This is a genomic window from Stenotrophomonas sp. PD6 (genome assembly GCF_049199305.1).
Classification (GTDB): Bacteria; Pseudomonadota; Gammaproteobacteria; order Xanthomonadales; family Xanthomonadaceae; genus Stenotrophomonas.
On the sequence record NZ_JBLZQD010000006.1, the window covers coordinates 64,937 to 78,794 of the forward strand.

Below are 13,858 nucleotides of genomic sequence, written 5' to 3' on the forward strand. Positions count from 1 at the left end.
GGCACCCCCCCGGGCGTCGCTCTGGGGGGGGGTGCCCCGGGGGTTGTTAAACCTGGGGGGGCCCGGGTTTTAACCTTTTTGCTTTTTTGGGCCATATGGGGGGGTTTTTTTTTGCGTGGGGGGGGGGGGGCCCGCGGGCCCCCCCCCGATGGATTGCGCAATGCGGATCGAAAATCAGCGACGCATGGCGTCGCTCTACGCGGTTACGCGGCCAACGTCGCCATATCGATCACGAACCGGTAGCGCACATCGTTCTTGGCCATGCGCGCCCAGGCTTCGTTGACGGTCTTGATGTCGATCACTTCCACATCGCTGACGATGTTGTGCTCGGCACAGAAGTCCATCATTTCCTGGGTCTCGGCCATGCCGCCGATCGCCGAGCCGGTCACGTGCTTGCGGCCGAAGATGACGCTGGCGCCCATCAACGCCGGGTCCAGGCCGGTGATCACGCCGACCAGGCACATGGTGCTGTCACGCTTGAGCAGCGACATGTACGGGTTGGTGTCATGGCTGACCGGAATGGTGTTGAGCAGGAAGTCGAAGCTGTTGGCGTGCGCCTTCATCTGCGCCGGATCGCGCGAGACCAGCACTTCGTCGGCGCCCAGTCGCTTGGCATCGGCACCCTTTTCCGGGGTGGTGGTGATCATCACCACCGTGGCGCCCATGGCCTTGGCGAACTTCACGCCCATGTGGCCCAGGCCACCCAGGCCGATCACGCCGACCTTCTGGCCGGGGCCGACCTTGAAGTGGCGCAGCGGCGAGTAGGTGGTGATGCCGGCGCACAGCAGCGGGGCAGCGGCCTTCAGGTCCAGCGTCTCGGACACCTTCACCACGAAGCGCTGCTCGACCACGATGTGGTCGGAGTAGCCGCCGTAGGTCAGCTGGTCGCTGCCGCGTTCGGTGCTGTTGTAGGTGTAGGTCGGGCCCTTTTCGCAGTACTGCTCCAGGTCGTGGTCGCAGGCGTCGCAATGGCGGCAGGAGTCGACCATGCAGCCCACGCCGGCGAAGTCGCCGACCTTGAAGCGGGTGACGTTGGCGCCAACCTCGGTGACCCGGCCGATGATCTCGTGGCCCGGCACCATCGGGAACTGCGCGCCGCCCCAGTCGTCGCGGGCCTGGTGCAGGTCGGAGTGGCAGATGCCGCTGTAGAGGATCTGGATGCGCACGTCGTCGGGACCGGCCGCGCGGCGCTCGAAGGAGAACGGCACCAGCGGCGCGGTCTGGTCGTGGACGGCATAGCCGTGGGCGAGGGACATGGGGTTATCCTGGGATTTGTGGAAAGGCGCTTTACAATACGCCCGCTACCCGTGGGCATACAGTCAATATATCGGCATGATTCATCAAGGCAGACTGGATAATCATGGCCACTGACAACCTCACCCACCTGGCCGCCTTTGCCGCCGTGGCCCGCCACCGCAGCTTCCGCCGTGCTGGCGCGGAGCTGGCCTTGTCCACCTCGGCGGTCAGCTATGCGATCCGCGCGCTGGAGGAGCGGCTGGGCGTGGGCCTGTTCCACCGCACCACCCGCAGCGTGGCCCTCACCGAGGCGGGGCAGCGCCTGCTCGATCGCCTGCAGCCGGCACTGGGGCAGGTGCACGACGCGCTGGAAGAGATGAATCACTTCCGCGCCGCGCCGGCCGGCCTGCTGCGCATCAACGCGACCCGCGCGGCGGTGCATACCCAGCTGGGGCCACGACTGGCGAACTTCCTGCGTGCCCACCCGGACGTGCGGCTGGAGGTGGCGCAGGACGATGGGCTGGTGGACATTGTCGCCAAGGGCTACGACGCCGGCGTGCGCCTGCATGAGTTCGTGCCCGAAGACATGGTGGCCGTGCCGCTCGGCCCATCACTGCGTGGCCTGATCGTGGCATCGCCCGCGTATCTGCGCGATCACCCGATGCCGCGGCATCCGCGCGACCTGGTCCAGCACGAATGCGTGCGCTTCCGCTTCGCCAGCGGGCACCTGTACAAGTGGCAGTTCGAGCGCGATGGCCAGACGCTGGACATCGACGTGCCCGGCCGCCTCACCCTTGGCGACCAGCACACCATCCTGCAGGCGGTGCTCGATGGGCTCGGCCTGGCCTATGTGCTGGAGGATGCCGCGCGCCCCTACCTGGACGATGGTCGCCTGGTGGCGGTGCTGGAAGACTGGAGCGAGCCGTTCGCCGGCTGGGTGCTGTACTACCCGCAGCAGCGGCAGATGTCGTCGGCGCTGCGCGCGTTCGTGGACATGCTGCGCGACACCGATTGAGGCGTATGTTGCCTACGGGGGCGCGCGTCGTCAGCCGCTGCTGATCTCGTCATAGCCGCGGCCCAGGAACTGCAGCAGGCAGAAGCCGTGTCCGAACGGATCGGCCAGCAGGGCGATCCTTCCCCACGCGTGGGTCGCCGGCGCCTGCTCCACGCGCGCACCGGCGGCCACGGCCCGGGCTAGGGCCGACTCCAGATCGTCCACCACCCAGTCCAGGTGCAGCGGCGTCCAATGCCGCCGGTAATCGCGGCGGTCGCGCACCTGCGGGGTAGCCGGGCTGCCGGCTGGTTTGACCAGCAGGTAGATCGGTGCCGGCCCGCCGAGCAGTTCCACCCCGTCGGCGCCGAAGCGCCGTCCCGGACGCAACGCGAACGCATGTGTGTAGAACGCCAGCGCGGTGTCGAGGTTGTCGACATCGATATTGACCAGAAACGCCATGCGAGCACCTGAAAGGTGGCGGGGTCACCCACTGTACCGCGCGTCCGCAGTGCCGGCCCCCTGGCCGGCTGTCAGTACATTTGAATATACATGGCGATATTCGGATATTCTTCGCCTGCAGAAACGTCGACGACAATTCTCGGACAATCCGGCGAGTAGATTTACGGCCCCTCGCGGCAGTGGAATTACCGATACGTGCCTGACACAGCGCGCCCATCATGGAAAGTGCTGATTGACGTCATGACTGCCGGTCATCGGCTGCAATCGAACGCGTGCGGCACTGCGATTTCATCGCGAACAGCGCTGCGGATTCTCTGGTCTGCGAAAAATGACGTCTACGTAAACTCCGCCAAAAAAAAATGTTGATCGAAGGCCTCTTTGAGGTGCGATAGAGGCGCTATGCTCGCCGCCCGCATGCCGTCTACTTCGAGGTTACGTCCACCAAGATGGCGATACTGACGTTCAACGATTTTGAAGCATATGCAGACGCTGTTGCCGGTGTGGATGGCCACATGCGGGTCACCGGGCGCGGCAATGGCGATTGGGCGCTTGAGCTGCTGGATGCAGGGGATGTCATCGCAATGCTCGGCCGGGACGGTGCGCCGATGCTGTACCGGGGCCTGAGCCATGCGGGCCGTTACCACGCCTACATTACGCTGCCTGGCAGCGATGCCTACATGCAGGGTCACCGGGCGACCGACGAGCTGTTCATCTGGTTCGCCCCGGGAACGGAGGTGCACGCGGTGACACGCGTCGCCTCGCGCTTCATCGCGCTGGACCTGTCTGCCACTGCAATACTTGCGCATGCCAGCGGGGTCGCTGGCCTGGTCGACGGGCGCCTGGATCGCACGCATCCGGTCATGGTCGGTCGCGAGCAGATCCATCAGTTGATCACGCTGATGATGCGCGCCTTCAAGATCAACCAACGCCGGCCACAGCTGTTCGCGGTGCCGGCCGTACGTCGTGCCTTCAGCGGCCGGGTAATACATGAGCTGTTGCGCTGCCTCGCGCTGGGCAGTCCCGACGCGGTGGGCCGGGCCAGGGGCCGGCCGATCGTGTCCCGGAATGAAATCATCAGTCGTGCCGTGCAACACATCCAACGCAGCATCCGCGGCGAGGCCACGATCGGCGAACTGACCCTGAGCGCGCGCACCTCGCAGCGTTCCTTGAACCGCGCCTTCGACGAGATCTTCGGCATGGGACCGCAGCAGTACTACATGCTGGAACGGTTGCATGTGATCCGGCGCGCGCTGCGTGAGGCCCGGCCCGGCGACACCGTGACCCTGATCTGCTCGCGTTTCGGTGTATGGGACCTGGGTCGCTTTGCCGGCATGTACCGGAAAGTCTTCGGCATCCATCCATCGACCGAGCTGGCGGCCGCACTGGAGGCGAGCCGCAGCCGCGCCGCAGTGCGACGCGGGAGATAATGTCCCTGTGATGAGGTGCCGTGCAGCCCCCACCGCGCCGGCACCTCATCACTGGGACCGGGCATTCTTGCGACACCGGCAGTAATGGAGCTACGTAAACTCGGCCATAATCCACAGCCATAAGTCATGCTCAAGGTCATGCGGTTTACGCCGCTACAATGAGCGCAATCGAACCAGTTTCAACCCACGCGGGCGACGCCATATACCCGGCGATCTTCGTGAGTCCCCAAGCCAATCGAGCACTCCCAATGGGCATCCAGCCCGGCGGAGCCTTTTCAGCTTGTCGGAATCGAGGATCGATCCATGTCCCAGTCAGCCCTGCACACTGATGTGCCCGCCGCCGCTACCGCGCGCGCCCGCCGTTCGACGCTTCACCACCTCGCCGCTCTTGTCCTGCCTTTCCGCGCCGCGCGCCTGGCCGCGCAGACCGCCGCGTCGCGGCGGCATGCCGAACTCGATGCGCAGATTGCCGCGCTGCACCGGGTCCAGGCGGTCATCGAATTCGACCTGGAGGGCACCATCCTGGCGGCCAATCCGAACTTCCTTGCGACGGTGGGCTATACGCTGGAGGAAGTGCGCGGCCGTCACCATTCCATGTTTGTCGCGCCCGAGCAGGTGCGCAGTGCGGACTACCGTGCGTTCTGGGCCAAGCTGGCGCGGGGCGAGTTCGATGCCGGCCAGTACCAGCGCCTGGGCAAGGGCGGCCGCGAAGTCTGGATCCAGGCCTCCTACAACCCCGTCTTCGACGCCAACGGGCGGCCCTGCAAGGTCGTGAAGTTCGCCACCGACATCACGGCGGAAAAGCGCCAGGCGGCTGACTTCGCCGGGCAGCTGGCGGCCATCGACCTGTCGCAGGCGGTCATCGAATTCGAGCTCGACGGGCGCATCCGCACGGCCAATGACAACTTCCTGGCCGCGGTGGGCTACACGCTGGACGAAGTACAAGGCAAACACCACAGCATGTTTGCCGACCCGGTATATCGCCAGAGCGCGGAATACCGCGCCTTCTGGGAGAAACTCGGGCGGGGCGAATATGACGCCGGCCAATATCGGCGGCTGGGCAAGGACGGCCGCGAGGTCTGGATCCAGGCGTCGTACAACCCGATCCGTGACATGAATGGGCGGCCGTTCAAGGTGGTCAAGTACGCCACCGACATCACCGCCCAAGTGCGCGCGGCGCAGGCGCTGCAGCACGCGGTGGAGCAGACCCGCGAGGTGGTGGCGGCCGCGCAGGGCGGCGACCTCACGGGCCGCATCGCAACGGCCGGCATGCACGGCGAGATCGCCGAGCTGTGCAACGGCATCAATGCGCTGGTGGATTCCATGGCAGCCATCATCGGGCGCATCAAACGCGTCGCCGACAATGTGGCGCTCGGCGCGGGCGAAATCGCCGAAGGCAACAACGACCTGTCCCAGCGCACCGAACAGCAGGCCGCCTCGCTGGAGGAAACGGCGGTGTCGCTGCAGGGGCTCACCGATCATGTTCGTCAGACCGCCGACAACGCGCGCCAGGCCAGCCAGCTGGCCGGCGGGGCGGTGGACGTGGCGGCGCAGGGCGGGCAGGCGGTGCAGGAAGTGGTCTCGACCATGTCGCTGATCGCCGCGTCGTCGCACCGCATCGTCGACATCATCGGGGTGATCGACGGCATCGCCTTCCAGACCAACATCCTGGCCCTGAACGCGGCGGTCGAGGCCGCCCGCGCGGGCGATCACGGGCGCGGCTTCGCCGTCGTCGCCTCGGAGATACGCTCGCTGTCGCAGCGCTCGTCCACGGCAGCGCGGGAGATCAAACAGCTGATCGGCGATTCGGTGGACAAGGTGGCGACCGGCAGCCGGCTCGCCGAAGGCGCCGGGCGCACCATGGACGAGATCGTGCAGGGCGTGAAACGGGTCAGCGATCTGATTTCGGGCATCAGCGACGCGGCGCAGCAGCAGCGCGACAGCATCGTGCAGATCAACCAGGCGGTGGAGCATATCGACGGCAGCACCCAGCAGAACGCGGCCCTGGTCGAAGAGGCGTCGGCGGCCGCGCGCAGCATGGAGGAGCAGGCCACCCAGCTGCTGGGCACGGTGGCGGCGTTCCGGACCGAGGCGGTCGAAACCTCTGCGGCGGCGGCCGTGCACACCCTGCTCGGCCATGCCGGCGCGGTGAAGGCGCCGAGGCCGGTCCGCTGACGCGCGCAACCCGCACCTGCGGGGGACGAATCAGAAACAGAGGGAGCGATGCACGTGCGGTGGAAGGAAATGGTGGAGTTCCTGGCGGCAGGCAGCCTGTTTGCCGCCGGGATCTACGGCTACATGTGTTGCCAGGAAACGGGCGGCCAGTCGGCGGATGGCCCGGGTGCGATGTATCTGCTTGTGCTCCCGGGCGGCGCTGCGCTGGCGGGCCTGTTCCGGTCCTGCGCGGACCCCCACCGCCGGGGCGGCGCTCAGGGCGGTTCGGCCAGGGCCGCCTGGCGGGCACGGAACACCTCCGAGGCCTGCGGCTTGATGAACAGCGCCACCAGTTCGGGGTAGTCCTGCTTGACCGCCTTTTCGATGCGGGTGATGCAGGCCTCGATCTGCGGGGTGGTGCGGTCGTCCTCGAACTCGGCGCTCAGCATCGCCACCACCTGGTCGGGGCCCATCTGCATGGTGGTGACCCCGTTGGCGGTGCGCAGGTCGGCGTCCTTGTTGGCCACCGCCAGGATGTGCCGGGCAACATCGGGATGCGCCGGCTCGCCGACCAGCAGGCCCTTGGTCTCGCGTGCCAGCAGGAACGCGGTGACTGCCAGCACGCCGGCGATGCACAGCGAGGCCACGCCATCCAGCACCGGCATGTCCAGCAGCTGGGCGGCGGCCAGACCGGCGGCCGCGAAGGCCAGGCCGAGCAGGGCGGCGCTGTCTTCCAGCAGCACCGTGAACGTGGCGGGGTCCTTGCTGCGCCGGAACGCCTCGAAGTACCCCATGCTGCCCTTGGTGGCGCGGAACTCGCGCAACGCCACCCACCAGGAGCCAGCTTCGAACACGAACGAGATGCCCAGTACCACGTAACTCAGCAAATGGTTGGTGGCCGGTTCCGGACGTCGGATGTGCTGTATGCCCTCGTAGGCCGATACCCCGGCGCCGGCCGCGAACACCAGCAGGGCGACGATGAAGCTCCAGAAGTACAGCTCGCGCCCGTACCCGAACGGGTGGACGGTGTCCGGCTTCTTGTCCGCGCGGTGCAGCCCGTACAGCAGCAGGAGTTCGTTGGTGGTATCGACCAGCGAATGCACGCCCTCGCTCAGCATCGCCGAGCTGCCGGAGATGCCGGCGGCGACGAACTTGGCGATGGCGATGCACAGGTTGCCGACCAGTGCGGCATAGACGACGAGACGGGAGCCGGACGGCGTGGCCATGGGCAATGCAGGGGAGGGGGGAGCCCCATCTTCCCGCCGGGCCCGTCCCGGTGGCGTGCACAGCGCACGGCGCCGACCACCGGCGCGCCTGTCCGCCCCGGATGTGCCATGCTGGCCGCCTACCAACCGCGAGCGTACGACCATGGCCAAGGGTATGGACAGCAAGAAAGAGCAGAAGAAGAAACCTGCGAAGACGGCCAAGGAAAAGAAGGCCGAAAAGAACGAGAAGAAGACCACCCGCGGTTTCGCGCCGACCTGATCGGGCGTTCCGCCGGGCCGCCGGGCATCACGCCTTCGGGATGATGCCCTCGGTCCAGCGCCTCATGTACGGACGCCGATGTCCGCGCCGGCGAAGACTTACTGAGACGTTCTAAGTAGAAACACGCTGGCTGCCATCGGCGCAAGCGTTGACCATCTGGACCTCATGTCCCCTTGGAGCAACGCATGGCCAGCGCATCCGGAAAGCCCAACATACTGGTGATCTGGGGGGATGACATCGGCATCTCCAACCTCAGTTGCTACACCCACGGCCTGATGGGGTACCAGACCCCGAACATCGACCGCATCGCCAGCGAAGGCGTCCGTTTCACCGACTCCTACGGCGAGCAGTCCTGCACTGCCGGCCGCTCCTCGTTCATCACCGGGCAGAGCGTGCTGCGCACCGGCCTGTCCAAGGTGGGCATTCCCGGCGCGCCGGTGGGCATGAGCGAGAAGATCGTCACCATCGCCGCCTTGCTGAAGAACGAGGGCTACACCACCGGCCAGTTCGGCAAGAACCACCTGGGCGACCTGAACCACATGCTGCCCACCAACCATGGGTTCGATGAGTTCTACGGCAATCTCTACCATCTCAATGCCGAGGAGGAGCCGGAGATGTACGACTACTTCCCCGAGGAAGAGTTCGGCGACTTCATCCAGACCATCAAGCCGCGCGGCGTGATCCACAGCTTCGCCACCGACACCGACGACAGCACCGAACAGCCGCGCTGGGGCCGGGTGGGCAGGCAGAAGATCGAAGACACCGGCCCGCTCGACCGCAAGCGCATGCTGACCTGCGACGACGAGTTCGCCGAACGCGCGAAAGACTTCATCAAGAAGGCCACTGATGACGACGCGCCGTTCTTCGTCTGGGTGAATTTCACCCACATGCACCTGTACACCCATACCAAGGAAGAGAGTTTGGGCCAGGCCGGTCGCTGGCAGTCGCCGTACCACGACACCATGATCGACCATGACCGCAATGTCGGCTCGCTGCTCGATTACCTGGACGAGCTGGGCATCGCCGACAACACCCTGGTGGTGTATTCCACCGACAACGGCCCGCACCGCAACTCGTGGCCGGATGGCGGCACCACGCCGTTCCGCAGCGAGAAGGACACCAACTGGGAAGGCGCGTTCCGCATCCCGCTGGTGGCGCGTTATCCGGGCAAGATCAAGCCGGGCACCGTCTCCAACGAGATCGTGCAGCACCACGACTGGCTGCCCACGTTCCTGGAACTGGCCGGCAACACCAGCGTGGTCGATGACCTCAAGAAGGGAGTCAAGGCCCTGGGACGTACCTACAAGAACCACATCGACGGGGTGAGCCTGCTGCCGTTGCTGACCGGCAAGGTGGAGAAGTCCCCGCGCAAGCTGTTCGTCTACATCTCAGACGATGGCGACATCCTCGGCATCCGCTACGACAACTGGAAGGTGACCTTCATCGAGCAGCGCTGCAAGGGCACCATGCAGATCTGGGGCGAACCGTTCACGCCCATGCGCATTCCCAAGATCTACAACCTGCGCACCGACCCGTACGAGTTCGCCGACGTCACCTCGAATACGTACTGGGACTGGTACATCAACCACGTGTACATCGTGTACGGCGCGATTGCGCTGCTGACGAAGTTCAACGAGACCTTCGTTGAGTTCCCGAAGATCCAGAAGCCGAACACCTTCACCGCCGACCAGGCGATCGAAAAACTGCAGGACGCGGTGGCCGGCAAGTAGCCTGCCTCCGACGGCCCCCGGGTGGCGCCCTCATGCGCCAGCCGGGGCGCTGCGGCGTGACGCGGGGGACCGGGCGTGTATACTATCCCCCAGTATAGTTCTCTGGGTCCGCCTGGCATGCCGCATTCCCCCGACGAAAAGAAGAAGGTCCTGGCCCGCGTGCGCCGCATCCGCGGTCAGTGCGACGCGCTGGACCGTGCGCTCGAGGCCGGGGCCGAGTGCGGGCCGGTGCTGCAGCAGATCGCCGCCATCCGTGGCGCCGTCAACGGACTGATGTCCGAAGTGATGGAAGCGCACCTGCGCGAAGAATTCGGCCAGCCGGCCCAGTCCGATGCGCAGCGCGCCGAGCGCGTGCGCGACATGAGCGCGCTGATCCGTTCCTACCTGAAATAAGCGTGCGGGCGACCGCGCGCTGTCCTGTTCTGTTCCTTGTCCTGGAGTATTCCCGATGAAATCCCGTGCTGCTGTTGCCTTCGCCGCTGGCGAGCCGCTGAAGATCGTCGAGATCGACGTCGCCCCGCCGCAGAAGGGCGAAGTGCTGGTCCGGATCACCCATACCGGTGTCTGCCATACCGATGCGTTCACGTTGTCCGGCGATGATCCGGAAGGCCTGTTCCCGGCGGTGCTGGGCCATGAAGGCGCCGGCATCGTGGTCGAAGTGGGCGAGGGCGTCACCAGCGTCAAGCCGGGCGACCACGTCATTCCGCTGTACACCGCCGAATGCGGCGAGTGCCTGTTCTGTACCTCGGGCAAGACCAACCTGTGCGTGGCCGTGCGCGCCACCCAGGGCAAGGGCGTGATGCCCGATGGCACCACCCGCTTCAGCTACAACGGCGAGCCGATCTACCACTACATGGGCTGCTCGACCTTCAGCGAATACACCGTGGTGGCCGAAGTCTCGTTGGCCAAGATCAACCCGGACGCCAACCCGGAACACGTGTGCCTGCTCGGCTGCGGCGTCACCACCGGCATCGGCGCGGTGCACAACACCGCCAAGGTGCAGGAAGGTGATTCGGTGGCGGTGTTCGGGCTGGGCGGCATCGGCCTGGCGGTCATCCAGGGCGCGCGCCAGGCCAAGGCCGGCCGCATCTTCGCCATCGACACCAACCCGTCCAAGTTCGAACTGGCCAAGCAGTTCGGTGCCACCGATTGCATCAACCCGAAGGACTTCGACAAGCCGATCCAGCAGGTCATCGTCGAGATGACCACCTGGGGCGTGGACCACACCTTCGAGTGCATCGGCAACGTCAACGTCATGCGCGCCGCGCTCGAATGCGCGCACCGTGGCTGGGGCCAGTCGGTCATCATCGGCGTGGCCGGCTCGGGCCAGGAGATCTCCACCCGTCCGTTCCAGCTGGTCACCGGCCGTTCCTGGAAGGGCACCGCGTTCGGCGGCGTGAAGGGCCGCAGCCAGCTGCCGGGCATGGTCGAGGACGCGATGAAGGGCGAGATCGAGCTGGCGCCGTTCGTGACCCACACCATGGACCTGGAGCAGATCAACGAGGCCTTCGACCTGATGCACGAAGGCAAGTCGATCCGTTCGGTCGTCCACTACTGATCACGGCGGGCACCCCATGGAACGCATCGAACATCGCGCCGCCTTCGGCGGTTGGCAGGACGTCTACCAGCACCGTTCGCAGGTGCTGGGTTGCGACATGAAGGTGGCGGTCTACCTGCCGCCGCAGGCCGCTACCCAGAAGCTGCCGGTGCTGTACTGGCTGAGCGGGCTGACCTGCACCGAGCAGAACTTCATCACCAAGGCCGGTGCGCAGCGTTACGCCGCCGAACATGGCGTGATCCTGGTGGCGCCGGATACCAGCCCGCGCGGCGACGATGTCGCCGACGCGGAGGGCTACGACCTGGGCAAGGGCGCGGGGTTCTACCTCAACGCCACCGAGCAGCCGTGGGCGAAGCACTACCGCATGTACGACTACATCGTGCAGGAACTGCCGGCGCTTATCGAAGCGCATCTGCCGGCCAGTGACGCGCGCGCCATCAGCGGGCATTCGATGGGCGGGCATGGCGCGCTGGTGATCGCGTTGCGCAATCCGGGGCGCTACCGCAGCGTGTCGGCGTTCTCGCCGATCGTCGCGCCGACCCGGGTGCCGTGGGGGCAGAAGGCGTTTGCGGCCTACCTCGGTGAGGACCGCGCGGCCTGGTCGGCGTGGGATGCCAGCGAACTGGTGGCCACGGCGACCGGGAAGCTGCCGTTGCTGGTCGACCAGGGCGGTGGCGATGAGTTCCTCGATACCCAGCTGCAGCCGCAGTGGCTGCAGGCCGCATGCACCGCAGCGGGGCACCCGCTGCAGCTGCGCCTGCAGCCGGGGTACGACCACAGCTACTACTTCATCGCCAGCTTCATCGGCGAGCACATCGCGCACCATGCAAAGGCGCTGCACGGCTGAGCCGCCTGACGCCGGCTGCGCTCATGCGGCCGGCGTACTGTCCTGCCAGTAATCGCGACTTTCGCAGAGACGGCCGATGGCCTCGAAGTACGGCGCACCGTCGGGCGCTGCGTGATCCACGGCCTTGTAGGTTCCGTTGTCGGGAAACTCGATGATGTCCGGCGAATGGTTGCTCCCGATGGCCAGATAGCGCAGCTCCTGCGTGCCGCTGTTGATCAGCTGGTGGGCGCTGTCGGGGCCACCGGCAGGGCAGGCGATCAGGTCGCCGGCGGTGACCTCATGGCATCCGCTGCCGATGCGGATCCTGCCGTTGCCGGCCAGGATGTAGAACAGCTCGTCGTTGGCCCGGTGGTTGTGGAACGGGAAGGCGCGCATGCCAGGCGCAAGCGCGACCAGGTTGACTCCCAGCCGGGCACTGCCCATCTGTGCGCCGAGCATGGCGACCTGCGCGGCAAAGTGCTGCGCGGCCTCGCCACTGGCGGCGTACGGCGCGGGGAGGGGGGCAGGCTGAACGGTGGGAAGGTTGATGATGCGAGGCGACACGTGCGTTTTCCGCTGGGGTGAGCGTGCCAGTCTGGACACGATGAACCAGTAAAGGAATTGCCAAATGTGTTGCGACAGCTAGTATGAAATGTATGAGCAACATTGAATGGAGCCACCACCAGGCGTTCATGGCCGTCATGGCGGCGGGCAGCCTGTCCGCCGCCGCGCGGAGCATGGGCACCGCCCAGGCCACGGTGCGCCGACGCATCGATGCGCTCGAACAGTCGCTGGGCGTCGAACTGTTCAACCGGTCTGCGACCGCGCTTATTCCCACCGAGGCTGCCCAGGGGCTTGCACGCCATGTCCAGGCCATGGCATTTGCGGTCGACGCGATGGCACGTGACGCAAGCGGTCGGACCCAGCTGGAACTGGGCGCGGTACGGATCGGGGCCAGCGAACTGCTGGGCTGCGAACTGCTGGTTCCTGCCCTGCAGGGCCTGGCGGATGCGTGCCCGGGTGTACGCTGCGAACTCAGCCTGACCGACCGCGTGGAAGCATTGCTGCTGCAGGAAGTGGATATCGCGCTGCGTACGCTTCGGCCCGTTGAACCGGATGTGGTGGCGCGGCGGGTTGGACGCAGCCACGTGGGTCTCCATGCCAGTCGCGACTATCTGGCACGGTATGGCGTGCCGGCGTCGCTTCAGCAGGTACAGGAATGGGTCGGGCCGGATCGCAACGCGGGCAACCTGCATACCCTGCAACAGCACGGCATGACGACGCCGGCGGAGCAGATGCGCTTTCGAAGCGATGCCCATCTCGGGCAGCTGGCGGCAATCCGTAGTGGACTCGGCGTGGGCCCCTGCCATCGGGTGATCGCGCGGCGCTACGATCTGGTTCCGGTGCTGGAGGATGCCTTCGGATTCACGCTGGACGTGTGGTTGGCCATGCCCAGAAGCCTGCGCCGCGTGCGTCGCGCGCGAAGTGTCTTCGACCATCTGGCCGGGCAGCTGGACGCTGCGTTGCGCTAGCGGTGCACGGCGTGGCGTAAGCCGTCCGGTTGCGATACATTCCCGCGAATCCGCGCGTACAAGGACGTTTCCCCATGATGTTCATGATCGGGCAGGGCGAACGGGTGCTGGTGGTCGGGCCGCCGGAGCCGCGCCATTGCCCGCGCTGCGATGAGGTCACCGGGTTCGAGCCGCAGCTGCGCTACAAGTTCGCCGAGTTCGACCTGCTGTTCGGCATGGTCTACGCCAAGCGCTACCAGCTGGCCTGCCCGCAGTGCCAGCACGGCTGGGTGCTGGACACGCGCACGATGGAACGCACGCTGGGTGGCGTGCCGATTCCGTTCCGGCTGCAGTTTGGGCTGGCGATCGGCCTGGCGTTGGCCGCGGCCATCGCGGTAGCCGCATGGCGCTTCAACGCGTAGAGCCACCCCATGGGTGGCTGCTGTTCGGTCAGGCGCTGGGCAGCCACCCATGGGGT

The 13,858-nt window shown here is 66.2% G+C and carries 13 protein-coding genes; 9 read left to right on the forward strand and 4 right to left on the reverse strand.

Going from position 1 to position 13,858, the window contains the following annotated elements; genetic code table 11:
- Positions 1-203: 203 nt before the first annotated feature.
- On the reverse strand, positions 204-1,256 hold the full coding sequence (locus ACOZHM_RS10780; RefSeq protein WP_421569251.1) for an NAD(P)-dependent alcohol dehydrogenase: 1,053 nt from the start codon (positions 1,254-1,256) through the stop codon (positions 204-206).
- Between the two features lie 104 nt (positions 1,257-1,360).
- Between ACOZHM_RS10780 and ACOZHM_RS10785 the strand changes: the two genes are divergently transcribed.
- Positions 1,361-2,251: a LysR family transcriptional regulator gene (locus ACOZHM_RS10785; RefSeq protein WP_421569252.1), complete on the forward strand. Its 891-nt coding sequence runs from the start codon at positions 1,361-1,363 to the stop codon at positions 2,249-2,251.
- 30 nt (positions 2,252-2,281) lie between these two features.
- Here the strand turns inward: ACOZHM_RS10785 and ACOZHM_RS10790 are convergent, their stop codons facing one another.
- Positions 2,282-2,689 carry a VOC family protein gene (locus tag ACOZHM_RS10790; protein WP_421569253.1) on the reverse strand — a complete coding sequence of 136 codons (408 nt, stop codon included), beginning with the start codon at positions 2,687-2,689 and terminating at the stop codon, positions 2,282-2,284.
- Between the two features lie 446 nt (positions 2,690-3,135).
- Here ACOZHM_RS10790 and ACOZHM_RS10795 point away from each other — a divergent pair, with 446 nt between their 5' ends.
- Together ACOZHM_RS10795 and ACOZHM_RS10800 are read left to right on the forward strand one after the other, a co-directional pair.
- Positions 3,136-4,116 carry a helix-turn-helix domain-containing protein gene (locus ACOZHM_RS10795; protein WP_421569254.1) on the forward strand — a complete coding sequence of 327 codons (981 nt, stop codon included), beginning with the start codon at positions 3,136-3,138 and terminating at the stop codon, positions 4,114-4,116.
- 303 nt (positions 4,117-4,419) lie between these two features.
- Positions 4,420-6,291, forward strand: a complete 1,872-nt coding sequence (locus ACOZHM_RS10800; protein WP_421569255.1) for a methyl-accepting chemotaxis protein — start codon at positions 4,420-4,422, stop codon at positions 6,289-6,291.
- Between the two features lie 254 nt (positions 6,292-6,545).
- On the opposite strand, the gene ACOZHM_RS10805 is transcribed toward ACOZHM_RS10800, so the two are convergent.
- Positions 6,546-7,496, reverse strand: a complete 951-nt coding sequence (locus tag ACOZHM_RS10805; RefSeq protein ID WP_421569256.1) for a cation diffusion facilitator family transporter — start codon at positions 7,494-7,496, stop codon at positions 6,546-6,548.
- 444 nt (positions 7,497-7,940) lie between these two features.
- Between ACOZHM_RS10805 and ACOZHM_RS10810 the strand changes: the two genes are divergently transcribed.
- The 4 genes from ACOZHM_RS10810 (at position 7,941) to fghA (ending at position 11,890) form a co-directional block, all read left to right on the forward strand.
- The gene (locus tag ACOZHM_RS10810; RefSeq protein ID WP_421569257.1) at positions 7,941-9,485 is read left to right on the forward strand and encodes an arylsulfatase; all 1,545 of its coding nucleotides are present in this window, start codon (positions 7,941-7,943) and stop codon (positions 9,483-9,485) included.
- 117 nt (positions 9,486-9,602) lie between these two features.
- Entirely contained in the window at positions 9,603-9,878 is a 276-nt protein-coding gene (locus tag ACOZHM_RS10815; RefSeq protein WP_313347588.1) for a metal/formaldehyde-sensitive transcriptional repressor, read from the forward strand.
- Positions 9,879-9,933: 55 nt separating this feature from the next.
- Positions 9,934-11,043, forward strand: coding sequence for an S-(hydroxymethyl)glutathione dehydrogenase/class III alcohol dehydrogenase (locus ACOZHM_RS10820; RefSeq protein ID WP_421569258.1), 1,110 nt, complete (start codon positions 9,934-9,936; stop codon positions 11,041-11,043).
- Positions 11,044-11,059: 16 nt separating this feature from the next.
- Positions 11,060-11,890 (forward strand): S-formylglutathione hydrolase, encoded by an 831-nt coding sequence (gene fghA, locus ACOZHM_RS10825; RefSeq protein ID WP_421569259.1) that lies wholly within the window; start codon positions 11,060-11,062, stop codon positions 11,888-11,890.
- Positions 11,891-11,911: 21 nt separating this feature from the next.
- Here fghA and ACOZHM_RS10830 read toward each other — a convergent pair whose 3' ends face one another.
- Complete coding sequence (locus tag ACOZHM_RS10830) at positions 11,912-12,433, reverse strand: cupin domain-containing protein (protein ID WP_421569260.1); 522 nt, start codon at positions 12,431-12,433, stop codon at positions 11,912-11,914.
- 92 nt (positions 12,434-12,525) lie between these two features.
- Between ACOZHM_RS10830 and ACOZHM_RS10835 the strand changes: the two genes are divergently transcribed.
- Both ACOZHM_RS10835 and ACOZHM_RS10840 read left to right on the forward strand, forming a co-directional pair.
- Positions 12,526-13,401, forward strand: a complete 876-nt coding sequence (locus ACOZHM_RS10835) for a LysR family transcriptional regulator (protein ID WP_421569261.1) — start codon at positions 12,526-12,528, stop codon at positions 13,399-13,401.
- 74 nt (positions 13,402-13,475) lie between these two features.
- Positions 13,476-13,802, forward strand: a complete 327-nt coding sequence (locus tag ACOZHM_RS10840) for a hypothetical protein (protein ID WP_421569262.1) — start codon at positions 13,476-13,478, stop codon at positions 13,800-13,802.
- Positions 13,803-13,858: the final 56 nt, after the last annotated feature.

Coding starts and splice junctions, on each gene's coding strand:
- ACOZHM_RS10820 (WP_421569258.1), top strand. CDS start 9,934: ATGAAATCCCGTGCTGCTGTTGCCTTCGCCGCTGGCGAGCCGCTGAAG.
- ACOZHM_RS10815 (WP_313347588.1), top strand. CDS start 9,603: ATGCCGCATTCCCCCGACGAAAAGAAGAAGGTCCTGGCCCGCGTGCGC.
- ACOZHM_RS10780 (WP_421569251.1), bottom strand. CDS start 1,256: ATGTCCCTCGCCCACGGCTATGCCGTCCACGACCAGACCGCGCCGCTG.
- fghA (WP_421569259.1), top strand. CDS start 11,060: ATGGAACGCATCGAACATCGCGCCGCCTTCGGCGGTTGGCAGGACGTC.
- ACOZHM_RS10840 (WP_421569262.1), top strand. CDS start 13,476: ATGATGTTCATGATCGGGCAGGGCGAACGGGTGCTGGTGGTCGGGCCG.
- ACOZHM_RS10785 (WP_421569252.1), top strand. CDS start 1,361: ATGGCCACTGACAACCTCACCCACCTGGCCGCCTTTGCCGCCGTGGCC.
- ACOZHM_RS10795 (WP_421569254.1), top strand. CDS start 3,136: ATGGCGATACTGACGTTCAACGATTTTGAAGCATATGCAGACGCTGTT.
- ACOZHM_RS10800 (WP_421569255.1), top strand. CDS start 4,420: ATGTCCCAGTCAGCCCTGCACACTGATGTGCCCGCCGCCGCTACCGCG.
- ACOZHM_RS10835 (WP_421569261.1), top strand. CDS start 12,526: ATGAGCAACATTGAATGGAGCCACCACCAGGCGTTCATGGCCGTCATG.
- ACOZHM_RS10810 (WP_421569257.1), top strand. CDS start 7,941: ATGGCCAGCGCATCCGGAAAGCCCAACATACTGGTGATCTGGGGGGAT.
- ACOZHM_RS10790 (WP_421569253.1), bottom strand. CDS start 2,689: ATGGCGTTTCTGGTCAATATCGATGTCGACAACCTCGACACCGCGCTG.
- ACOZHM_RS10805 (WP_421569256.1), bottom strand. CDS start 7,496: ATGGCCACGCCGTCCGGCTCCCGTCTCGTCGTCTATGCCGCACTGGTC.